Annotated in this window: 18 protein-coding genes; 7 read left to right on the top strand and 11 right to left on the bottom strand. The window is 70.3% G+C overall.

The annotated features are described in order from the left end of the window. Window positions 1–49: 49 nt before the first annotated feature. Both AB0D18_RS00530 and AB0D18_RS00525 read right to left on the bottom strand, forming a co-directional pair. Window positions 50–1,855 (bottom strand): alpha/beta hydrolase, encoded by a 1,806-nt coding sequence (locus AB0D18_RS00530; RefSeq protein ID WP_362410420.1) that lies wholly within the window; start codon window positions 1,853–1,855, stop codon window positions 50–52. A gap of 365 nt (window positions 1,856–2,220) precedes the next feature. Next, complete coding sequence (locus AB0D18_RS00525; protein WP_362410417.1) at window positions 2,221–3,048, bottom strand: serine hydrolase domain-containing protein; 828 nt, start codon at window positions 3,046–3,048, stop codon at window positions 2,221–2,223. A 180-nt stretch (window positions 3,049–3,228) separates the two neighbouring features. Here AB0D18_RS00525 and AB0D18_RS00520 point away from each other — a divergent pair, with 180 nt between their 5' ends. After that, complete coding sequence (locus tag AB0D18_RS00520) at window positions 3,229–3,714, top strand: MerR family transcriptional regulator (RefSeq protein WP_362410414.1); 486 nt, start codon at window positions 3,229–3,231, stop codon at window positions 3,712–3,714. Between the two features lie 7 nt (window positions 3,715–3,721). Further along, window positions 3,722–4,741, top strand: a complete 1,020-nt coding sequence (locus AB0D18_RS00515; RefSeq protein ID WP_362410411.1) for an aldo/keto reductase — start codon at window positions 3,722–3,724, stop codon at window positions 4,739–4,741. Window positions 4,742–4,756: 15 nt separating this feature from the next. Here the strand turns inward: AB0D18_RS00515 and AB0D18_RS00510 are convergent, their stop codons facing one another. Both AB0D18_RS00510 and AB0D18_RS00505 read right to left on the bottom strand, forming a co-directional pair. Beyond that, window positions 4,757–5,968 carry an acyltransferase gene (locus tag AB0D18_RS00510; RefSeq protein WP_362410408.1) on the bottom strand — a complete coding sequence of 404 codons (1,212 nt, stop codon included), beginning with the start codon at window positions 5,966–5,968 and terminating at the stop codon, window positions 4,757–4,759. A 175-nt stretch (window positions 5,969–6,143) separates the two neighbouring features. Then, window positions 6,144–7,235 carry an alpha/beta hydrolase gene (locus AB0D18_RS00505; RefSeq protein ID WP_362410405.1) on the bottom strand — a complete coding sequence of 364 codons (1,092 nt, stop codon included), beginning with the start codon at window positions 7,233–7,235 and terminating at the stop codon, window positions 6,144–6,146. 259 nt (window positions 7,236–7,494) lie between these two features. Between AB0D18_RS00505 and AB0D18_RS00500 the strand changes: the two genes are divergently transcribed. Continuing rightward, complete coding sequence (locus AB0D18_RS00500; protein WP_362410402.1) at window positions 7,495–8,517, top strand: hypothetical protein; 1,023 nt, start codon at window positions 7,495–7,497, stop codon at window positions 8,515–8,517. Between the two features lie 3 nt (window positions 8,518–8,520). On the opposite strand, the gene AB0D18_RS00495 is transcribed toward AB0D18_RS00500, so the two are convergent. From AB0D18_RS00495 to AB0D18_RS00475, 5 genes are all read right to left on the bottom strand, one after another. Then, complete coding sequence (locus tag AB0D18_RS00495; protein WP_362410400.1) at window positions 8,521–9,201, bottom strand: response regulator transcription factor; 681 nt, start codon at window positions 9,199–9,201, stop codon at window positions 8,521–8,523. Continuing rightward, window positions 9,198–10,646, bottom strand: coding sequence for a histidine kinase (locus tag AB0D18_RS00490; RefSeq protein WP_362410397.1), 1,449 nt, complete (start codon window positions 10,644–10,646; stop codon window positions 9,198–9,200). The genes AB0D18_RS00495 and AB0D18_RS00490 overlap by 4 nt, the downstream gene beginning before the upstream one ends. A gap of 125 nt (window positions 10,647–10,771) precedes the next feature. Further along, on the bottom strand, window positions 10,772–11,692 hold the full coding sequence (locus tag AB0D18_RS00485) for a DUF4429 domain-containing protein (protein ID WP_362410394.1): 921 nt from the start codon (window positions 11,690–11,692) through the stop codon (window positions 10,772–10,774). 75 nt (window positions 11,693–11,767) lie between these two features. Then, a complete protein-coding gene (locus tag AB0D18_RS00480) occupies window positions 11,768–13,003 on the bottom strand; it encodes an alpha/beta hydrolase (protein ID WP_362410391.1) in 1,236 nt (411 codons plus the stop codon). 78 nt (window positions 13,004–13,081) lie between these two features. Next, the gene (locus AB0D18_RS00475) at window positions 13,082–13,870 is read right to left on the bottom strand and encodes a TetR family transcriptional regulator (RefSeq protein ID WP_362410388.1); all 789 of its coding nucleotides are present in this window, start codon (window positions 13,868–13,870) and stop codon (window positions 13,082–13,084) included. A gap of 115 nt (window positions 13,871–13,985) precedes the next feature. Here AB0D18_RS00475 and AB0D18_RS00470 point away from each other — a divergent pair, with 115 nt between their 5' ends. Together AB0D18_RS00470 and AB0D18_RS00465 are read left to right on the top strand one after the other, a co-directional pair. Further along, entirely contained in the window at window positions 13,986–15,596 is a 1,611-nt protein-coding gene (locus tag AB0D18_RS00470) for an MFS transporter (protein ID WP_362410385.1), read from the top strand. Between the two features lie 223 nt (window positions 15,597–15,819). Beyond that, window positions 15,820–16,191, top strand: coding sequence for a peptidase inhibitor family I36 protein (locus AB0D18_RS00465; RefSeq protein ID WP_362412049.1), 372 nt, complete (start codon window positions 15,820–15,822; stop codon window positions 16,189–16,191). Here the strand turns inward: AB0D18_RS00465 and AB0D18_RS00460 are convergent. Next, window positions 16,172–16,954 carry a potassium channel family protein gene (locus AB0D18_RS00460; protein ID WP_362410382.1) on the bottom strand — a complete coding sequence of 261 codons (783 nt, stop codon included), beginning with the start codon at window positions 16,952–16,954 and terminating at the stop codon, window positions 16,172–16,174. The genes AB0D18_RS00465 and AB0D18_RS00460 overlap by 20 nt on opposite strands. Before the next feature lie 93 nt (window positions 16,955–17,047). Further along, window positions 17,048–19,789 (bottom strand): pyruvate dehydrogenase (acetyl-transferring), homodimeric type, encoded by a 2,742-nt coding sequence (gene aceE, locus AB0D18_RS00455; RefSeq protein ID WP_362410379.1) that lies wholly within the window; start codon window positions 19,787–19,789, stop codon window positions 17,048–17,050. Window positions 19,790–20,328: 539 nt separating this feature from the next. On the opposite strand from aceE, the gene AB0D18_RS00450 reads away from it, so the two are divergent. Both AB0D18_RS00450 and AB0D18_RS00445 read left to right on the top strand, forming a co-directional pair. Continuing rightward, complete coding sequence (locus AB0D18_RS00450) at window positions 20,329–20,769, top strand: DUF3052 domain-containing protein (RefSeq protein WP_362410376.1); 441 nt, start codon at window positions 20,329–20,331, stop codon at window positions 20,767–20,769. Window positions 20,770–20,884: 115 nt separating this feature from the next. Further along, window positions 20,885–21,391 carry a peroxiredoxin gene (locus AB0D18_RS00445; RefSeq protein WP_362410373.1) on the top strand — a complete coding sequence of 169 codons (507 nt, stop codon included), beginning with the start codon at window positions 20,885–20,887 and terminating at the stop codon, window positions 21,389–21,391. Window positions 21,392–21,484: the final 93 nt, after the last annotated feature.

Here is a 21,484-nt window from a genome sequence, read left to right as displayed (position 1 = left end):
TCCCAGAATCAGAGCTGTCGCGAGTGTGGCCGTCGTTGCTTTGAGAGCCCTATTCAACTCTCGTCCTCTCGTACTGCCCCGTGATGACATACGCCTGTTGTTCCAGGGAAAGAGATTTCTCGTCCCAGAACGCACTGTGGTCCTTCGCATCCGAGGTGAGTACGTTCGAGCCGAACGCGGGGTCGGTGGGAATGGTCCAGTTGTCGCCGAGCCCGGCAAACCATCTGCCACCCTCTCGGACGGCAGTGTCGTTGCCCTCCCCGCCCATAGCCCACATGTGGCCTGGTGGGATGCCCAGGTCTCCGGCGCGGTCAGCCTGCATTCCGGGGCTTCCTGCAACCAGTACGTCGTCGACGGGCAGCGGGCCGTCCGGCCAGCCGCCGGACTTGGCGGCGTCGCCGATCACGGTGGTTCCGTAGCTGTGTCCGATGAGCGTGCTGTGACCGGCGTCTCCTGTGGACTCCATGTGTGCGGCCCGATTGCCGTCGAGGAAATCCCTGAGGACGGGGCCGCCATCGGCTGCCCTGTCGTCGAACATGGCTTCCGGAAGAGTGTCGCCCTTCTCGCCCGGAATTGCCGAACGTGGGGCGTCGTAGTCGAACCACGTAATGGTGGAGACGTTGCTGGAGCGGGTCACGCCGTCGCTTTTCACCCAGAGCCTTTCCCCCCGTTCCAGATCACCGGAGATGCCCTCCAGTCTCGTTCCCGTTCCCGGCACGTACACCGCGGTGTGGTCGGCCGTGTCCGGGTTTCCGTTGGCCAGGATGACCCTTCCGTCGCCGCCCTTCCCCTCGGCGTCAAAGCCCAGCAGGTATGCCTCGGGAAGTCCTCTCTCGCCGGTCCGTGAGAAGCGGTCCTGGATCGTGTTCATGCCGTCGATCCGACCCTTGAGGACGTTCCGCTGCTTGTCCCACTCGGTCCACTGGGGAGTCGTCACGAAGGCGCCGGGCACGGTCCGGCCCGTCATCGGGTTGAGGTAGGGGCTGTAGCGGTCGGGCTCCTTGGCCATCCAGGCGTCGAGACGCTGCTGGGTCGCGCCCTGGGCTTGTGCCAGAACCATGCGGTTCGCCTCGTCGCGGGCGTCGGCGGGGAGGCCGTTGAGCGCGCCGATGGCTGCGGGCTGCATGGCGAGGAGGGTGGACTTCTCCTCGGCTGAAAGCTCCTTCCACCATTGGGCGTTGTCATTGGCCGAACCCTCCTTGGGGATCGCGTCGAGGGTCGCGAGGTAGGAGCCGGCGGCGCCGCGTACGCCGTCCGTGTCCGAGGTGACGTCGCGCCAGTCCCGGTCCGAGACGGTCAGGTCGTCGTCGGCCTTCAGCGCGCGGAGCTTCGGGGCCCACTTCTCGTCGGCTGCCGTCGCCTCCTCCAGTGCGGCCACGACCCGGCTGGCGATCGCCTGGGCCGGACCGTAGAGGGGGTTCGGATCGAATCTGGCCGCCTGGTCGAAAATCGCCTGCGCGGACGAGGAGGTGGCGCCGCGCGCGGTACCGCCCTCCACGGTCTTTCCGTCCGTCTTGCCGGGACCCGCGGGGTAGTTGACCGATCCGTCGGGATTGATGGTGAGCTTGTCGGCGCGGGCGTCCGCGACCGCCGCTTCCAGCTTCCGCTTCGCGGACCCGATGTCGTACGCGAAACCCATGAGTGCGGTGTACAGGACACCGCACTCGGTCTGGGTGTAGTGGAAGTCCTTGACCAGTTCGCCGAGTTCACCCCGGGCGGCTTCGAGGGCCTTGCCTTTCAGGTCCCTGTTCATACCCGTGCCGACCACGTTGGTGAGGTGGTCCTTCGCCGCCTGGGCCATCTGTCCCGCTGTCCGGTATCCGTCCGCGGCCTGCTCGAACTCCGTTGGCTTCACTGCCGTGAGCGTGGCGTAGGGAGCCGTACACCTCGCGCTGTGCGGCGGTGAGGCAGCCGGGGTCGGTGGTGAGCCCAGCCTGGCCCTGGCGGAGCTTGGTGAGGGCGGAGCCGATGCTGGCGCGAAGGGAACCGACGCCCTCGCTGGCGGTGAGCCAGGCCTGCTTGCTGGACTTGAGGTCGGCCTGTTGGCCCCCTGACGTCGGACCGTCGGGGCTGCGGCCCGCCGATTCCGATTTGAGTTGTTCCCATTCGTCCCAGGCCATCTGCCCTGCCTCCCGATACAGGTCACACCGGCATGCGCCGCCGATTGGCAATAGCAACGATCTTAGGAGGAGGCATCTCTGGGTTCCTGAGTATGCGTACTCAGACGGAGCGCGCCTCCGTGAGTACCGCGTTGATGTAGGGCGGCCAGGCCTCCGCCGCCCACGGGCCGAAGGCGCGGTCCGTGAGGGCCACGACGGCGAGGCCCGCGTCGGGGTCGACCATTAGGAACGTACCGGACTGGCCGAAGTGGCCGAAGGTGCGTGGGGAGGCCGAACTGCCCGTCCAGTGGGGGGACTTGGAGTCGCGGATCTCGAAGCCGAGGCCCCAGTCGTTGGGGTTCTGGTGGCCGAAGCCGGGGAGGACGCCCTTGGTGCCGGGGTAGTGCACGGTGAGGGTGGCCTCGGCGACCGTACGGGGGTCGAGGAGGCGCGGGGCCTGGAGTTCGGCGGCGAAGCGGGCGAGGTCGTCGACCGTGGAGACGCCGTCCCTGGCGGGGGAGCCGTCCATGGTGGTGGCGGCCATGCCGAGGGGGTCGAGGACCGCCTGGCGGAGGTATTCGCCGAAGGGGATCTCGGTGGCCTTGGCGATGTGGTCGCCGAGCGCGTCGAAACCGGCGTTGGAGTACAGGCGGCGGGTGCCCGGCTCGGAGGTGACGCGGGGCTCGTCGTAGGCGAGGCCGCTGGTGTGGGCGAGCAGGTGGCGGACCGTGGAGCCGGGGGGCCCGGCGGGTTCGTCGAGCTCGATCGCGCCCTCTTCGTACGCCACCAGGGCCGCGTAGGCGCCGAGGGGCTTGGAGACGGAGGCGAGGGGGAAGCGGTGCGCCGTCGCGCCGTGCGAGGCGAGGACGGTGCCGTCCGCCCGTACGACGGCTGTGGCGGCCGTGGGCACCGGCCAGGACTCGATCATCGTCACGCTCTGCATGCCCACGAGCGTAACCGGGCACCCGCCCCCGACACGGGGCGGGCCGGTGGGCCGTCGCGCGGGTGCGTCGTGGCTGCTCGCGCCCACGCGGCGGGGCCGCCTCCGGGTCAGGCGAGTCAGGCCCGGAGGAATTGCTGCCAGGATCCCCTTGCTTCGAGTGCACTCCAAGGTCTTAGCGTGGAGTCCATGACGGTGATCGACAGCAGTCCCGTACGGATACCGGCCGATTCGGACCACCCGCCGCTCTCTTTGCTCACCTGCGGCCCCGGCGGCGGGCATCCCCTGCCCGAGGGCCGTGACCATTACACGATCAGCGAGGTGGCCCAGGTCACCGGGCTCACCGCGCACACCCTGCGCTGGTACGAGCGGATCGGCCTGATGCCGCACGTCGACCGCTCGCACACCGGTCAACGCCGGTTCCGCAACCGCGACCTGGACTGGCTCGCCCTCGTCGGCAAGCTGCGGCTGACCGGGATGCCGGTCGCCGACATGGTGCGGTACGCGGAGCTGGTGCGCGAGGGCGAGCACACCTTCGAGGCCCGGCAGGAGCTGCTGGAGGAGACCCGGCGCGCCGTACGGGCGCGGATCGAGGAGCTCCGGGACACCCTCGCCGTACTCGACTACAAGATCGACGTCTATGCGGATGCCCGCCGGGCGTCGGAGAGGTTCTGAAGACCACATGAGCAACACGGATCGCATTGCCACCACCCGTCTCGGCGCGGACGGCCCCGAGGTCGGCATCCAGGGCCTCGGCTGCATGGGCATGAGCTTCGCGTACGGGCCGACCGACGCCGGCGAGGCGCGGGCCACCCTGGAGCGGGCGCTGGAGCTGGGCGTCACCCTGTACGACACGGCGGACGCCTACGCGGACGGCGAGAACGAGAAGTTCCTCGCACCGTTCGTCGCCGCGCACCGGGACGAGATCACCATCGCCACGAAGTTCGCGCTGGCCATCGACCCGGACGACAACACGAAGCGGTTCATCAGCAACGACCCCGACTACATTCGCACGTGCATCGACGACAGCCTGCGCCGTCTCGGCGTCGACGTCATCGACGTCTACTACATGCACCGGCGCGACCTGAACATCCCGATCGAGGAGACCGTCGGCGTCATGGCCGAGCTGGTCGCGGCGGGCAAGGTCAAGCAGCTCGGGCTGAGCGAGGTGACCGGCAGCGAGCTGCGGGCCGCCCACGCCGTGCACCCGATCGCGGCCGTGCAGTCGGAGTGGTCACTGTTCAGCCGGGACATCGAGGCGGGCGTCGTACCGGCGGTCGCCGAGGTGGGCGCGACCCTCGTCGCGTACTCGCCGCTCGGCCGCGGCTTCCTCACCGGAGCCTTCGCCAGCGCCGAGAAGGACCTCGGCGAGGACGACTTCCGCCGCCACCAGCCCCGCTTCAACGGCGCCAACGCCGAGACGAACGGCGCGCTGCTCGACCCCGTGCGCGAGATCGCCCGCGCCCGCGGCATCACACCGGGCCAGGTCGCACTGGCCTGGGTGCAGCAGCAGGCGCAGGTGCACGGGCTGTCGGTGGTCCCGATCCCGGGGACCCGCAGGCGCACCCGCGTCGAGGAGAACACCTCCGCGACCCGACTGGTCCTCGGCGCCGACGAGCTGGCGCTGCTCGATCCGATCGCCGGGCAGGTCTCGGGCGGGCGGTACGCGGACATGAGGTTCACGTCGGCCGGCCGGGAGTAGGCAGGCTCACGGGGCTCACGCCAGCCCCAGCGCGAAGACGGTGAAGCCCGCCGCGAGCAGTCCCGCGACTGTCCGGCGGGCCTTCGTCGTGTTCAGCCCCTTGCCCGTCGGGTGTTCAAAGACCCGTGCGTGCTTCCCGATCACGACCAGCAGCACCGCGAACAGCGGCAGCCACGCGATCCGCGCCGCGAGCCAGCCCAGCGTGTCGGGGGCGGAGGTCAGGCCGGGGATCGTACCGAGGTACGAGCCGGGGACGGCGGCGGCGAGCATCGCCGTCTGGTGCCAGCACAGGATCGTCATCGCGGAGAGGTTGATGACGACGACGGGCGCCCAGAGCGCCGGGTGCCGCAGGACCCGGGCGATGCGGTCGCGGAGCAGGACCGCCGCACCGCTCTGCGCGGCGGCCAGGGCGAGGACGAGCAGCGACGGCGGGTGCGAGTTGGTGCGGCCCTGACCGGGGACGCCGACCATCGACGCCGGGTAGTGGAAGGCGAGCAGGAGCGCGGCGAAGAGCGCGGTGCCGCCCGCGAGGAGGACGTAAGCGGTCTTCCTGCTCACCCTCTTCTCGCCCCAGGCGACGCCGAGTTGGTACGCGAAGAGCCAGCCGGGCAGCAGGTTGAGGAGGCTCAGCCAGGAGGGCACGGCATCGGCGTACGGGCCGTACCGGAGGAAGTCGACGACGGCGACGGAGCCGATCAGCGGGGCCGCGGACCAGGCGCCCATGCGGCGGGCGACGCGGATGCACAGCGGGGTGAGGGCGGTGATCGCCGCGTACACGCCGACGAACCACAGGGGCTGCACCACCAGTTTCGCGCCGGTGCGCAGGGTGGCTTCGGGCACCCCGAGGCCGTACAGAAAGGGGATCATCAGTGCCCAGACGGCGGTCACCCCGAGAACGGGCCGCCCCAGCCGCACCAGCCGGCTCTTCAGCCACTCGGCGCTCGACCCCTTGCGCTTGTTGTACGAGAGGACGGAGGCGTAGCCGCCGACCAGGAAGAAGATGCCCAGCATCTGGAGGATCCAGCTGGCGGGGGCGAGACCGGTGAAGGAGGAGAGGGGGCTGGCGTTGTGCAGCGACCCGACGTCGGCGTCCACGGTGAACCCACCGAGCAGCCAGTGCCCGGTGGGCACGGCGAGCAGCGCGAGGGCCCGCAGCCCGTCGATGGCACGGTCACGGTGGGCGGGGGTACGGGCGTCGACTTTGGCGGCGAGGGCGGCGAGGCTCATCGGGGTTCCTTCGGTGGGAGGTATTCAGCCCGTCCGGCGTGTGAGGACGCGCGGACGCAGTCCGTGCACAGCCCCGCGGCGAGCGCCACGCGGCGGAGCCGCAAAGTGTCACAGCGGGAAGGGGCGGGGAGGGGCAGGCGCCGCAGGCAACCCGCACCACCCACCGCCCCGCGCCCTACTCACCCGCCCCACCGCCTCCGCCAGGAATCCGCCCCTCCGCTATCGCCGCGAACGCGCGAAGCGAGTCCGTTCCCGGCGCGAAGTACCCGGTGTGCCCCTGCGCCGACGCCGCCGGAATCTGCCGCGCCCCGAACTCTGCCGCCGCCGGATCCGCCCCGTGCCCCACCCCCAGCACCTGCACGTTCGGCACGCTGTCGATCCAGTCGGTGGGGTCCTTCGCCGCCCACACCCGCGCCCCGGTCCGCAGTTCGCCCGCGCTGTCCACCCGCATTCCGGGCGAGGCGAACGCCACGATGTCGGCGGCGTCCAGCCGGGGTGCGGCGATCCCGCAGACCACCGACCCGTAGCTGTGGCAGAACACGGCGGGGTCGTTCGCACCGACCGCGTCGAGCCCGTCGGCGAACCGGGTCAGCCGCTCGGCCCCCGCCTCGGCGAGAGAGCCGGTGGCGGCGTCGATGCCGACGCCGACGGGCGTGGTGTAGCCGACCCAGGCCACAACCGCCGTGTCACCGTCGCCAACCGCCGTGTCACCGTGGCCAACCGCCGTGTCACCGTGGCCTGTTGCCGTACGCAGGCTCCTGGCCATCCCGGCCGGAGTGCCGTACGGATCCTTCGCCCGGTCGTACGTCGCGGCGTCCATGTCCGACCCGGGAACGACCACCGCCACATGCTTCGACCGGGTCAAGTCCCCGTACACCTCGGCTACTTGGCCCCGCCCCCGCGGATCGAAGGCGAGGATCTGCTTCCCGGGGGCGAGCAGCCTGGCGAACCGGCCGTCGGCGGCGATGCCCGCCCGGTTGGCGGCGTACCGCAGCTCGACGGGTGCACCGTCCAGGTTGCCGACCACGAGCGGATGACGGCGTACGAGATCACGCCGCTCCCGCTCACCCAACCCGCGGAAGAACGCGGCCACTTGGTGCGGAGTGGCGGCGACCGGGTCGATCAGCCCCTCGCTCCGCCAGGCGGCGGTGCCCGGCGGCGGCCCGGTGACGGCGGTCTGCGAGTCGGCGGAGACCCACCCGGCGGTGCCCCCGATCATGGCCGTCACGGCGGCGACGGCCGCCAGGGTCCTCCTGAACCGGTGCATGTCCCCGCCCTCTCCATTGCGCTCCGCCGCGCTTCACGGCGTACGTCCTGATGCAGTGGAAGGTAGAAAGAGGACGCCCTCCCGGGCGTCACACCACGGGGCCAACTCCTGCGTGATACCGCAGTACTGGAGGATTTCCGCAGGTGGGAGGGTGGTGCTGGCACCCGTACCGGGAGTACGGGAAGCTCCCCCGAGCGGCGGAGAAGCCCTGGCCGCAGGGCTGACGCGGCGGCGCCGCCCACGGTGCGAACGTGGCGGCATGACCGACATCACACACGGAGTTGTGACCGGCGCCACACCTGGGGCCGGCCCCGGAAGCCGAGAGTCGCTGTTGCTTCGGCGGCTGTTGCTCTGCTGGGCCGCAGTGCACGCGGCGTTCGCCGCCGGATGTTACGCCGCCGGGGCCCCGCTCTTCGGAATCGGACCGCACCCGGCACCCGCGGCGCTGAACTGGCTCGCCGTCGCCGTGGCGGCATGCGCCGCAGGGGCGGCCCTCGCCGCTGCCGGGCCCGTCGCGCGGCGGGTGCTGTGGGTCCTCGCCGCACTGTCCCTGGTGTCCGGCTTCAGCCTGCTGATGGACGTGATCGCCCTGCTGACCGGCGCCCTCCCCGACAGCCTGCCCGCCACCGCGCACCACACCCTCGGACTGCTCGGCGCGCTGATACTGGCCGCCAACGCCCGTACAGCAAAGGGGAGTTCAGTGAAATCGGTGACCGGGCAGGAGCGTCCGTCCCGCCGAGTGCGCCTCGCCGCCCGGGCGGGAGTGATCGCCTTCCTCCCGTACGCGGTCATGAAGACGATCTGGGCCACCGGCGGAACCTTCGCCGGAGTTTCCGGCGCGGAGGTGCTGGCTGCCTCCCGCCGCAACGGGGCCTCCGAGCTGTGGCTCGCCCTGGAGGCCCGGGGCCTCGACCCGACCGCCCTGCTCGCCGCGCTCGGCTGTCTTCTGCTGTTCGCGCTGGTACGGCCGTGGGGCGAGGTCTTCCCCCGCTGGATCCCGTTCCTCGCGGGCCGGCCGGTGCCGCGCCTGCTGCTGCTCACTCCGGCGGTGATCGGTGCCGCGACCCTGCTCCCGTACGGTCTGCTCGGCGGTGGGTATCTGGTCCTGGCCTCGTTCGGCGCGGTGGAGCTCACGGCGGGCGACTTCGGTCCCGGTGCGGACGCCCTGCTGGTCGGCTGGATGGGGCTGGCGGGCTTCACCGTCTACGGCGCCGCCCTCGCCGTCGCCACCCGCTCGTACTGGCGCCGCACCCGCCGCCGTCACCGCGCCGTCGCTCCGTGACCCTCAGCCCGCGTCGCCCGGTGACACCAGCCCCGACTCGTACGCGAAGATCACCGCCTGGGCGCGGTCCCGCAGGTCCAGCTTGGTCAGCACCCGCCCGATATGGGTCTTCACCGTCTGTTCGGCCAGGATCAGATGGCTCGCGATCTCCTGGTTGGACAGCCCGCGCGCGATCAGCTCCAGGACCTCGGTCTCGCGCGGGGTCAGGCCCTTCAGCCGCAGGCCCGGGTTCCGGCGCGGGGTGGGGCGCTGCGCGGCGAAGTCCGCGATCAGGCGGCGCGTCACGGAGGGGGCGAGCAGGGCCTCCCCGGCCGCCACCACCCGTACCGCCGCGATCAGATCGGCCGGCGGGGCGTCCTTCAGCAGGAACCCGGACGCACCCGCGCGCAGCGCCTCGTACACGTAGTCGTCGACGTCGAAGGTGGTCAGCATCAGCACCTTCGGCAGGTGCACCAGCCCCGTCGGCGGGTTGAGGATCTCGCGCGCGGCGGCCAGCCCGTCCATCTCCGGCATCCGCACGTCCATCAGTACGACGTCCGGGTGCGTGGACCGGCTGACCTCCACCCCCTGCCGTCCGTCCGGCGCCTCGCCCACCACGTCGATGTCGGCCTGCGCCGAGAGCAGCGCGGCGAATCCGGCCCGCACCATGGCCTGGTCGTCGACGATGATCACACGAATGGTCATGGGTCGGGGGAGTCCTTCTCTGTGGAGTTCTTGGACGGCATCTGTGCCGCGGCCGGTTCTGTGCCCGGCGTCAGCGGCAGCCGTGCCGCGACCCGGAAGCCGCCGTCCGGCAGCGGCCCGGTGTCGAGCGTGCCGCCGGTCAACCGTACGCGCTCGCGCATTCCGACCAGCCCGTGCCCGCCGGCCCCCTTCGCCTCCACCCTCGAAGTCGGCTCGGGGGCGGGCCCGTTGACGATCAGCACCAGCAGGTCCAGGTCCTCGGCCCGCACCGACACCCGCGTCACCGCCCCCGGTGCGTGCCGCACCACATTGGCCAGGGCCTCCTGCACGATCCGGTACGCCGACAGGTCCACCGCCTGCGCAACCGCCAACGCACCGGGCCCCGTGCCCAGTTCGCGCGCCATCGACAGCTCGGCCGGCACCCCGGCCCGTACGGTCGCCTCCACCAGCTGCTGCACCTTGTCCAGACCGGGCTGCGGCGCCCGCTCGCCCTCGGTGCCCTCGCTGCGCAGCACCACCAGCAGCCGCCGCATCTCCGTCAGCGACTCCCGCGCGCTCGCCGCGATCGAGGCGAACTCCTCCTGAGCCTCCGCAGGGAGCCCGCCGATCCGGTACGGGGCCGAATCGGCCTGCACCGTGATCATCGACATGTGGTGCGCGACCACATCGTGCAACTCCCGTGCGATGCGCGTCCGTTCCTCCAGGAGCGTCCGGTGCGCGCGTTCCGCCTCGCTGATGGTCTCCTGCTCCACCAGCTTGCGCTGCACCTCGCCGCGCTCCTGGAGCACTCTGCCGATGACCAGCACGATCGCGCTCAGCACGATGGTCAGCAGATTGGTGCCGTCGCTGGCCTCCGGGTGGAGCTGCCCGAGGCCGATCCCCGTCAGCGCGACGAACAGCCACACGCCGAGCAGCGTCTGCCGGCGCTCCCGCAGCGCCAGCGCGAACAGCAGGAAGAGGGTGCCGACGATCGTGGGCGCGGGCCAGGGCCAGATGGACCTGACCATATTGTCCGGCTCGACGAAGAGGAAGAGGCTGCTGAGGGCCCCGGAGGGGAGGACGATCCAGCACGCCTGGAGCGGCCGGTGCCCCATCATCAGCAGCGGCAGCACCTGTAGGGAGGCGAGCGCCCCCGCGGTGGGGGGGATCACCAGGTAGTCGTCCGCCAGCACGGTGATCGTGACCGGGAGGAGCACACTCACCACCGCGAGGACCACCGCGTAGGGCAGCAGCCGCTGCCAGCGCTTCGGGGCATCCGCGAGCAGCGGGGTCGGCGGGTGCGAGGGGTGGGTGACGGCGTGCAGCAGCCCGTACAGATGGCGCGCGGCGGCGCTGAACAGGCCGTCGACGACCGGACCGGAGGCGGCCGTGCCCGTGGTGGGCCCGGACGAGGGTCTCGGAGGGACGGTGGGGCGCGGGGGAGGAGACGGAGTCGGTTCTCTCATGGCTCCCTCAGCGTAGGCAGCACACCCGTTTTCCCACGTCATACCGTGGTTCGGAGCTCGCTCTCATACCGTGGTACGACGACCGCGCCTCCCTTGGTACGACGACCGCGCCCACGGTGCGGGCGCTACAGCTCCGCGAGCAGCTCCGCCTTCTTCGCGCGGAACTCGTCGTCCGTGACCAGCCCCGCCTGGTGCAGCTCCCCGAGGTGGCGGATCCGCTCCGCGATGTCCGCCGGGTCGCGCCGCCCCGCGCCCACCGCGGAGGCCGACACCCGGTCCCGGTCGGTGACCGCCGCAGGAACCGCGCTGCGTACCGCCGCCAGCACCGCGGCCGCGAACGGCAGCGACTCGTGCACCGGCCCGTACCCCAGCCCGAACACCACCGCCGCCGGATCCTGGTCCGCGGGCCCCGGTGCCCGCTGCGCCCCGCCGTCGGCCGCCCCGTCGCGCCGCAGCAGCCGCAGATGACCGTCGAAGAAGTCGGGGGAACGCCACTCGACACCGCTCAGCGAGGCCACCGGAAAGCTCTGGTCGCCCACTTTCCACTTCGCCGACGAGGCGCCCGTCCAGAACCACCGGAAGGTCACGTCGGTGCCGTCGAAGCCGGCCTTCCCGTCGTACGCCTTGAACTGCAGCGACCCCTCGGGCGCCGCCACCAGGTACCGCTCCGCCGGTTCGACCGCACCGGCAGCCCCTGACGCCTTGCGCACCTGCTGGCGCAGCTCGTCCCCGTAGTACTCCGCGAGCACCTCGCGCTCCGCGGGCAGCACCAGCCGGTACGGGTCGCAGCCGTCCTTGAGCTGCCCCGCGGCGGCGTCCATCAGCGGATCCGCACCCGGTCTCGGCACCGCGTGCAGCACCACCGTGCCCCGCTTGCCAGGGGTCAGCGTCACGTCGGCCAGCGCCTCGTGCGGAATGCGCCGCTCACCGAGCGCCGAGAGCAGCTTCGGCGTACGTATCCCCCGTTCGAAGCGGATGAGCACGGAGTCGCTGTCGAACTCCCAGGTGGCATGAATTCCGGCCAGCACATCACCCATGCGGCTCATCGTATGCGGCACCCGCCCACACGTCGCCCCTCGACGGACATCCCGATTTCGGTACTTCTACGCGCGTCGGACACCTCAGACATCCCCACTGGCCCCGCCGGAGCCGTCGCCGTCGACCCCGTTGCGGCAGGCGTTCCCGCCGCTCGCGCAGCTCAGCCCCGCGTACGAGCCGACGCCGATCCGGGCGAAATTGCCGACGCTCTCGGTGCCGGGTTCGAAGTATCCGGTGTGCCCGACGGAGTCCGCCGCCGACAGCACCCGTGCCCCGAACTCCGGCGACACCGGGTCGGCGCCGTGGCCGAGCCCGCCGACCTCCAGGTACGGCACGCTCTGGATCCAGTCGTCGGCGTCCCGCATCGCCCACACCCGGGCCCGCGCCCCCAGGTCCGCGGCGGTGTCCGCCCGCATGCCGGGGCTTCCCGCCACCGCTATGTCGGTGACCCGCTCGGGCAGCTTGGAGGCCGCGATCCCGCAGACCACAGAGCCGTAGCTGTGGCAGAACAGCGTCACCGGTACGGACGAGGCGCCGGGCAGCGCCTCGGTCAGCGCGATCAGCCGGCGCGCTCCCGCCTTGGCGGGCACCCCGACCATCGCGTCCATGCCGAGCCCGACCGGAGCGGTGTAGTCCGCCCAGGCGATGACGGCGACCCGGCGGCTCGGGGCGGCCTTGCGCTCCGCCTCGTACAGCGAGGTCGCCATCCCGACGGGCGAGGAGTAGCGGCGGTAGGTCCGCTCGAAGTTCACGATGTTGGTGTCGACGCCCGGTACGACGACCGAGACGCGCTCGGCCCGCTCCAGGTCGCCGAAGACCTCGGCGGCCCGTCCGCCGCCGTCCGGGTCGAAGGACAGGATCTGCCGGTCGTCGCGCAGCAGTGCCGCGAACCGGTGCATCCGCCGGTCGGCGTCCTGCTGTCCGGACTTGGAGAGCCGGACGTCATGCATCCGCTTCTCCTCGACGGTCTTCGCCTCGGTCAGCGACCGCCGGTTGGCGGCGAACCGCAGGGAGACGGGGGCACCGTTCAGGTTGCCCACGACCTGCGGGTACTTCTGGACCAGACGGCTCTGCTGGCCGGCCGAGAGACCGCCGAAGAAGCGGGCCACCTGCTGTGGCGGGCCCAGCGGGTCGGGCAGCGGGCGGCCGTCGAACCGGCCGTGCTGCCAGGCGGCAAAGGCCTCCTTCAGGGACACGTCGTCGTCGCGCTGGTGGTGGAGGGCGGTCCAGCCGGTGATCGCGAGCATCACGAACACCACGGCCAGGGCAAGGAGTGCCCGCCACGCGGTCAAGGTGGGGGAGGAGTCGAAGGAAGTCACTGCGGGACAGCCTAGGAGAACGACAGCGCCCCGTGTCTATTCCGTGACGTGGATCACGTTTCGATAAAGGTGTGGAGGTCAGGCTGTGTATGCGGCTGTCGTACGCCCCGGAGTTCCGGGCGCCGCGGCCCCGGATCGGCCCGAAGCCCCGGGCGCCGCAACACCGGTACGCCCCGAAGTCCCGGGCGCCGGGGGCTGCTCGGGGCCCCGCCAGTTCCCGGCGAGCGCCGGCCCCAGGTGGTCCAGGCAGCGGGCGGTCATCTCCCGGATCGCCTCCAGGCTGGCGTCCTCCCGCTGGCCCCACATCCGGCCGGTGAGCCGCATCACCCCGCCGAACGCGGCCACGATGATCCGCGGCCGGAGGTCCTCGTTCACATCGAGCCCCTCCCGCTCGGCGATGACCGTGGCGATCGCGTCCTCCAGCTCGGTGGAGCGCCGCAGATGGACCGCGAGCAGCGCCGGCGTCGACTCGATCATCTGGTAGGTGCGCATGTGCAGCTCGATCGGCACGACGGCCTCGATCGCCTCGCCCAGGGAGTCCCACGCTCCGGTCACAGCGTTGCGCAGGGCGGTGAGCGGATTCTCGTCGGCGGGCCGGGCGCGGATCGCCTCCAGGAAGCGGGCCTCCACCATCGACACGACGGTGAAGGCGACCTCCTCCTTGGAGGCGAAGTAGCGGAAGAAGGTGCGCTGCGAGACCTCGACGGCGTCCGCGATCTCGTCGACGGTCGTCCGCTCGTACCCCTGCGAGGTGAACAGTTCGAGCGCGACGCGCAGCAGCGAGTCCCGGGTGCGCCGCTTCTTGCGCTCGCGCAGACCGCACACCCGCGACCCGATAGGGCCTGCCGCATCCCGCTGGTCCGCCATCGCCTCGGTCCCGTTTCTCTGATTTGCCCTGCTCAGCTTACCTGTGAGCTACGTGACAGTTACCGGCTTGTGAATTGGTTCGTCAACTGTCAGTGGCTGACACTAATCTGGAATCATGACTGCACAGACCATGCTGGACAAGGTGCCCCCGGGCCCCGACCCCGTACCGCAACAGGCCAAGGGGCTTCGCGGCCACCCCTGGCTGACGCTCTTCTCCGTGGCCATCGGCGTGATGATGGTCGCCCTCGACGGCACGATCGTCGCCATCGCCAACCCCGCCATCCAGCACGACCTCAAGGCGTCGCTCGCCGACGTCCAGTGGATCACCAACGGCTATCTGCTCGCGCTCGCCGTCGCGCTGATCACCGCGGGAAAGCTCGGTGACCGCTTCGGCCACCGGCAGACCTTCCTGATAGGCATCGCGGGCTTCGCCGCCGCGTCCGCCGCCATCGGCTTCTCCAAGGAGATCGGCCTGGTCATCGCGTTCCGCGTGCTCCAGGGCCTGTTCGGCGCACTGCTCATGCCGGCCGCGCTCGGCCTGCTGCGTGCCACCTTCCCGGCCGAGAAGCTGAACATGGCGATCGGCATCTGGGGCATGGTCATCGGCGCCTCCACCGCGGGCGGCCCGATCGTCGGCGGTCTGCTCGTCGAGCACGTCTCCTGGCAGTCCGTCTTCTTCATCAACGTGCCGGTCGGCGTCATCGCGCTGGTCTTCGGCCTGGTCGTGCTGCGCGACCACCGCGCCGAGAACGCCCCGCGCTCCTTCGACATCCCCGGCATCCTGCTGCTCTCGGGCGCGATGGGCGCACTCATCTACGGCCTCATCAAGGCCGGTGAGTCCTGGGGCTGGGGCGGCACCAACACCTGGCTGTGCGTGGGCGGTTCGCTCGTCCTGTTCGCACTCTTCGCCTTCTGGGAGACCAAGGCGAAGGAGCCGCTGATTCCGCTGGCCATGTTCCGCTCCGTACCGCTGTCGGCCGGTGTGGTCCTCATGGTGCTGATGGCGTTCGCGTTCATGGGCGGCCTCTTCTTCGTGACGTTCTACCTCCAGGGCGTGCACGGCCTGAGCCCGGTCGACAGCGGTCTGCACCTGCTGCCGCTGACCGGCATGATGATCGTCGCCTCGCCCGTGGCGGGCCTGCTGATCACCAAGTTCGGGCCGCGGGTGCCGCTGGTCGGCGGCATGGTGTGCACCGCGATCGCGATGTTCGGCATGTCCCAGCTGAGCGTCGGTACGGGCACCCTGACCATGTCGCTCTGGTTCGGCATGCTCGGCATGGGCCTCGCGCCCGTCATGGTCGGCGCCACCGAGGTCATCGTCGGCAACGCCCCGCTGGAGCTCTCCGGTGTGGCGGGCGGCCTCCAGCAGGCCGGCATGCAGGTCGGCGGCGCGCTCGGCACGGCCGTACTCGGCGCCGTGATGTCCTCGCGCGTCAACGCCGAGTTCGCGGGCAACTGGAAGGAAGCGGGCATTCCGACGCCGCCCTCGCCGCAGCTGGAGCAGGCGGCCGAGTTCGGCATCGTCCCGAAGGAACTGGCCGAGGCGCCCGGCATGACGCCGGACATCTTCAAGGTCATCTCGGGCGTCATCCATGACACGTTCGTGTCGGGCATGGGATTCGCCTTCTCCATAGCCGGCGGTGTCGCCGTCGTCGCCGCACTCGTCGCCTTCTTCACCAAGCGCGGTGCGAACGCGGACGCGGCGGGCGGCGGCGTCCACATCTGACGCCCCGGGAGCACGCCGACCGCACGTCAACGGCACGTCAACCGCACGTCAACCGCACGCGCGGACGCGTCAATTCCGCGCCCGTACAGCCCCGCCGGAATGGTTCCGGCGGGGCTGTCGCCTATCCGGGTGATCCGCTCCGAGGCCTCTTCCACGCCATCGTTTCTGCAGGTCAGAGTGCATGCACTTGATCCGCACGAACCGGGGGGACCCCATGAAGCTGATCCGTACGACCGCACTCGCCGCGACTCTGACCGCGACCGCGCTGACCGCCACCGCCCTGCTGCCGCAGGCCGCTCATGCGGGGGTACAGCTCGGCAGCTGCGCCGCCGGTGAGCTCTGCCTCTGGCAGAAGCCCGACTTCAAGGGCAAGCGGTACGCCCACGAGCTGGCCGGCACCGACATCGAGAGCTGTGTCGCGCTGCCGCCGGGCACCGACGCCCAGTCCCTCGCCAACCGCACCGGCCGCCCGGTCACCACGTACCAGTCGGCCGAGTGCGCGGAGACGGGCGAGTTCGACACCTACCCGGGCAAGGGCAGCTGGGTGCCCCAGTCCCCTTACCGGGTACGGGCGTTCAAGGTGTGGGAGAGCTGAGGCCCGCCCCCGGACCCTGCTGCGGAACGGCCGGCGACGCCTCCGGGCCCAGCCGGCCGACCTCCGCCCGCAGCTCCTTGACCTCCCTCGTGAGCGCTTCGAGGAGCGCGGTCTGCCGGCGCTCCTCGACGTCGTCCCGCTCGAACCGGGAGATGAACCAGGCCGCGATGTTCGCCGTCACCACACCGAGCAGCGCGATCCCCGACAGCATCAGCCCGACCGCGAGGACCCGGCCGAGGCCGGTGGTCGGCGAGTGGTCCCCGTACCCCACGGTCGTCATGGTCGTGAAGGACCACCACACCGCGTCGCCCAGCGTCTTGATGTTCCCGCCCGGCGCGTCCCGCTCGACCTCCAGCACTGCCAGCGAGCCGAACATCAGCAGCCCCACCACCGCGCCGCCCACATAGGCGGTCAGCGTGATCTGCGGCGCCATCCGCGCCCGCCGCCCCACGAGCAGCAGCGTCGACACCAGCCGAAGCAGCCTCAGCGGCCTGGCCAGCGGCAGCAGCACGGCCAGGAGGTCCAGCGGATGGCTCCGTACGAACAGCCACTTCGCCGGGGCCAGCGCCAGCCGCACCACGTAGTCCAGCGCGAACGCGCCCCACACCATCCACTCGGTCCACGCGCAGGCCCGGTGCACCCCGCTCGGGGCGTCCGGGGCCACGATCGGCACGGTGTACGCGACGGCGAAGGCGAGCGCCAGGGCCAGCAGCGGATTCTGGGTCCGCCGCTCCCACCGGACCTGGGTGGTCTGTTGCTTCATGCCCGGCATCGTAAGGCGCATCCGCGCCTGCGCGGGACGCACGAAGGCGGCGGGAACCCGGGGGTTCCCGCCGCCTTCACCGAGGGCCGGACGTTACGCGTCGCCGCCCGCGGCACCCGGGTCGGCCGCCGTCACGTCGAGCAGCCGGTAGCGGTCCACCGCCTGCTTCAGCGCGGAACGGTCGATCCTGCCCGCCTTGGCCAGCTCGGAGAGTGTCGCCAGGACGATCGACTGCGCGTCGATGTGGAAGAAGCGACGGGCCGCCCCACGCGTGTCCGCGAAGCCGAAGCCGTCCGCACCGAGCGAGGTGTACGCACCCGGCACCCAGCGCGAAATCTGGTCCGGAACAGAACGCATCCAGTCGGAAACCGCCACGAACGGTCCCTCGGCGCTGTCGAGCTTCTGCGTCACGTACGGCACGCGGATCTCTTCCTCGGGGTGCAGGAGGTTGTGCTCCTCGCACTCCACGGCCTCGCGCCGCAGCTCGTTCCAGGACGTCGCGGACCAGACGTCGGCCTTGACGTTCCACTCGTCGGCGAGGATCTGCTGAGCCTCGACCGCCCACGGCACGGCCACGCCCGACGCCATGATCTGGGCCGGAATGGAGCCTTCCGTACCGGCCTTGTAGCGGTAGATGCCCTTCAGAATGCCGTCGGCGTCGACATTCTCCGGCTCGGCCGGGTGCTGGATCGGCTCGTTGTAGACGGTCAGGTAGTAGAAGATGTCCTCGTTCTCGTCGGGGGTCCCGCCGTACATCCTCTTCAGACCGTCCTGCACGATGTGCGCGATCTCGTACCCGAAGGCCGGGTCGTAACTGACGCAGCCCGGGTTCGTGGACGCGAGCAACTGCGAGTGGCCGTCCGCGTGCTGGAGCCCCTCACCCGTCAGCGTCGTACGGCCGGCGGTCGCACCCAGTACGAAACCGCGCGAAAGCTGATCGGCCATCTGCCAGAACTGGTCGCCGGTGCGCTGGAAACCGAACATCGAGTAGAAGACGTACACCGGGATCAGCGGCTCGCCGTGCGTGGCGTACGCCGAACCCGCGGCGATCAGCGAGGCCGTGCAGCCCGCCTCGGAGATGCCGTCGTGCAGCATCTGACCGGTCGGCGACTCCTTGTACGCGAGGAGCAGATCGCGGTCCACGGCCTCGTACTGCTGGCCGAGCGGGTTGTAGATCTTCGCGCTCGGGAAGAACGCGTCCATGCCGAAGGTGCGGTACTCGTCGGGTGCGATCAGCACGAAGCGCTTGCCGATCTCCTTGTCCCGCATGAGGTCCTTCAGGACACGTACGAACGCCATGGTCGTGGCGATCGACTGCGAGCCGGAACCCTTCTTCGCGGCCGCGTACGTCTTGTCCGCGGGCAGTGCCAGCGGCTTGGCGCGTACGACGCGCGAAGGCACGTAACCGCCCAGGCTCTTGCGGCGGTCGTGCATGTACTGGATCTCTTCCGAGTCGCGGCCCGGGTGGTAGTACGGCGGCGCGCCGTCCTCCAGGTCCTTGTCCGCGATCGGGATGTGCAGCCGGTCGCGGAAACGCTTCAGGTCCTCCGCGGTCAGCTTCTTCATCTGGTGCGTGGCGTTGCGGCCCTCGAAGTTCGGTCCGAGCGTCCAGCCCTTGACCGTCTGCGCGAGGATCACGGTCGGCTGGCCCTTGTGCGCCTTGGCCGCCGCGTACGCCGCGTACACCTTCTTGTGGTCGTGGCCACCGCGCCCCAGGTGCAGGATCTGCTCGTCCGACATGTCCTTGACCATGTCGCGCAGCCGCTGGTCGTCACCGAAGAAGTGGTCGCGGATGTACGCGCCGGTCTCGGTGGCGTACGTCTGGAACTGGCCGTCGGGGGTCGTGTTGAGCTTGTTGACCAGGATGCCGGTGCGGTCCTGCGCGAGCAGCGGGTCCCAGGAACGGTCCCAGACCAGCTTGATGACGTTCCATCCGGCGCCGCGGAACTGCGACTCCAGCTCCTGGATGACCTTGCCGTTGCCGCGCACCGGGCCGTCGAGGCGCTGCAGGTTGCAGTTGACGACGAAGGTCAGGTTGTCGAGGCCCTCGCGGGCGGCGATGGAGAGCTGGCCGAGCGACTCGGGCTCGTCCATCTCGCCGTCGCCGAGGTAGGCCCAGACGTGCGACTTGGAGGTGTCCGCGATGCCGCGCGCCTCCATGTAGCGGTTCATCCGGGCCTGGTAGATCGCACCGAGGGGGCCCAGGCCCATCGAGACGGTCGGGAACTCCCAGAAGTCCGGCATGAGGCGCGGGTGGGGGTACGAGGACAGGCCGTTGGGGAACTTCGACTTCTCCTGGCGGAACGCGTCGAGGTTCTGCTCGGTCAGCCGGTCGAGCAGGTACGCACGGGCGTAGATGCCGGGGGAGGCGTGCCCCTGGAAGAAGATCTGGTCGCCGCCGTCGCCCTCGTCCTTGCCGCGGAAGAAGTGGTTGAAGCCCACGTCGTACAGCGAGGCGGAGGAGGCGAAGGTGGCGATGTGGCCGCCGACGCCGATACCGGGGCGCTGGGCCCGGGAGACCATCACGGCCGCGTTCCAGCGGGTCGCGTTGAGGACCTTGCGCTCGATCTCCTCGTCGCCCGGGAAGAACGGCTCGTCCTTGGTGGCGATCGTGTTGACGTAGTCCGTGGAGCGCATCTCGGGCACGGCCACGCGCTTCTCGCGGGCGCGCTCGATCAGACGGAGCATCAGGTAGCGGGCGCGCTCACGGCCCCGCTCGTCGACGGCCGCATCAAGCGAGTCGAGCCATTCCTGGGTCTCCTCGGGATCGAAATCCGGGACCTGGCTCGGCAGGCCGCCAATGATGATCGGGTTGCGATCGGATCCGGAAGCCACGCTGTTCCTTCACTGGTAGGGAAGTGACCGCACACGTGGTGGGCCGTCACCGAGGTGTCGCCCACCGCGTATGCAGCTGTCTGGAGGTGTCTGGAGCTGTCTTTCAGGGGGGTGTCGCGCCACAGCCATCGTGTACCCAGGGGACGCAAACGTCATCTCTACCGAGCGGTAACCGGGGTGGAACCACCACTGCCGCTCGACCGCCCGGCCGGCGCCGCGGTGCGGCATCGACCAAATCGCAACCTTACGCCCAACCCGATCATGCGTTCCGTAAGGCTGTTCGTTCCCGATTGGCGCACTGAAGCACCAGAACATCGCAAAACCTCCCGAATGGTGTGGGATGAATCACTGTGTGGGCTCCAGGGGGCATCAGGAGTTGCGGCGGGGGCGCCCCATCCGTCACCGTTTCGGCGGTCCGGGCGGCCGGGTACTTGCGCGATCGGTCCCGTCCGTGTGGACTACGGCCAATGCCGCGCACGCGCGCGGCTCAGGCACATTGCTGAAAAAGCACTTCCCGAAAAAAGATCAGGAGGCAAACCGTGAGCGCGACCGCGGACCACGCGGAGGAGCGGACCAACCCTGCCGCGAGGCTGGGTTTCCAGCCCGAGCAGGTGGTCCAGGAGATCGGCTTCGACGACGATGTCGATCAGGAGCTCCGCGAAGCCATCGAGGAGATCATCGGCGGCGAACTCGTCGACGAGGACTACGACGACGTGGCTGACGCCGTCGTCCTGTGGTTCAGGGACGAGGACGGCGACCTGACGGACGCGTTGGTGGACGCCACCACGCTCGTCGAGGACGGTGGCACCGTCTGGCTGATGACTCCCAAGACCGGCCGTGACGGCTATGTCGAACCGAGCGACATCAACGAAGCCTCACAGACCGCCGGTCTCTCGCAGACCAAGAGCATCAACGCGGGCAAGGACTGGACGGGCAGCCGTCTGGTCACCCCGAAGGCGGCGAAGTCCGGCAAGCGCTGACAGCCGGAGTCACCCCATCACGCAGTACGCGAGGACCCCCGCCGACCCAGGTCGGCGGGGGTCCTCTGCGTACGCTGGCACCACCCGAACAGCCCAACGAAGGGAAGCGCATCCCATGGCGACCGACACGGCGACCGGTACGGCGATCGACACCGCGACCGCTGCGGCGATCGAGGCGGGCACCCAGGCCCCGGACTTCGCACTCAAGGACAACCACGGCCGCACCGTGCGCCTGTCCGACTTCCGGGGCGAGAAGAACGTCGTGCTCCTCTTCTATCCCTTCGCCTTCACCGGCGTCTGCACCGGTGAGCTGTGCGCCCTGCGCGACGAGCTCCCGACGTTCCAGAACGACGACGTGCAGCTCCTCGCGGTCTCCAACGACTCCATCCACACCCTGCGCGTCTACGGCGAGCAGGAGGGCCTGGAGTACCCGCTGCTGTCCGATTTCTGGCCGCACGGCAACGTCTCGCGCGCCTACGGCGTCTTCGACGAGGAGAAGGGCTGCGCGGTGCGCGGCACTTTCATCATCGACAAGGAGGGCACGGTCCGCTGGACCGTCGTCAACGGCCTGCCCGACGCTCGTGACCTGAACGATTACGTCAAGGCCCTCGACACGCTCTGATCCGCACGGGAGCCTTGGGTGCCGAAATCGCCGAAGTCCCGGACCCGATCCGGGGAGCTGAGGAATTCGGGACTTAAGTCCTGCCGTGCCGGG

Source organism: Streptomyces sp. NPDC048442 (genome assembly GCF_040651475.1).
Classification (GTDB): Bacteria; Actinomycetota; Actinomycetes; order Streptomycetales; family Streptomycetaceae; genus Streptomyces.
Note: the sequence above shows the minus strand (reverse complement) of the source record. Positions and strands in the feature narration are given on the sequence as shown.

Excerpts from the sequence above, each read along its gene's own strand:
- AB0D18_RS00460 (WP_362410382.1), bottom strand. The coding sequence starts at position 16,954 with ATGAAGCAACAGACCACCCAGGTCCGGTGGGAGCGGCGGACCCAGAAT.
- AB0D18_RS00470 (WP_362410385.1), top strand. The coding sequence starts at position 13,986 with ATGACTGCACAGACCATGCTGGACAAGGTGCCCCCGGGCCCCGACCCC.
- AB0D18_RS00495 (WP_362410400.1), bottom strand. The coding sequence starts at position 9,201 with ATGACCATTCGTGTGATCATCGTCGACGACCAGGCCATGGTGCGGGCC.
- AB0D18_RS00500 (WP_362410402.1), top strand. The coding sequence starts at position 7,495 with ATGACCGACATCACACACGGAGTTGTGACCGGCGCCACACCTGGGGCC.
- AB0D18_RS00475 (WP_362410388.1), bottom strand. The coding sequence starts at position 13,870 with ATGGCGGACCAGCGGGATGCGGCAGGCCCTATCGGGTCGCGGGTGTGC.
- AB0D18_RS00520 (WP_362410414.1), top strand. The coding sequence starts at position 3,229 with ATGACGGTGATCGACAGCAGTCCCGTACGGATACCGGCCGATTCGGAC.
- AB0D18_RS00485 (WP_362410394.1), bottom strand. The coding sequence starts at position 11,692 with ATGAGCCGCATGGGTGATGTGCTGGCCGGAATTCATGCCACCTGGGAG.
- AB0D18_RS00490 (WP_362410397.1), bottom strand. The coding sequence starts at position 10,646 with ATGAGAGAACCGACTCCGTCTCCTCCCCCGCGCCCCACCGTCCCTCCG.
- AB0D18_RS00445 (WP_362410373.1), top strand. The coding sequence starts at position 20,885 with ATGGCGACCGACACGGCGACCGGTACGGCGATCGACACCGCGACCGCT.
- AB0D18_RS00515 (WP_362410411.1), top strand. The coding sequence starts at position 3,722 with ATGAGCAACACGGATCGCATTGCCACCACCCGTCTCGGCGCGGACGGC.
- AB0D18_RS00505 (WP_362410405.1), bottom strand. The coding sequence starts at position 7,235 with ATGCACCGGTTCAGGAGGACCCTGGCGGCCGTCGCCGCCGTGACGGCC.
- AB0D18_RS00510 (WP_362410408.1), bottom strand. The coding sequence starts at position 5,968 with ATGAGCCTCGCCGCCCTCGCCGCCAAAGTCGACGCCCGTACCCCCGCC.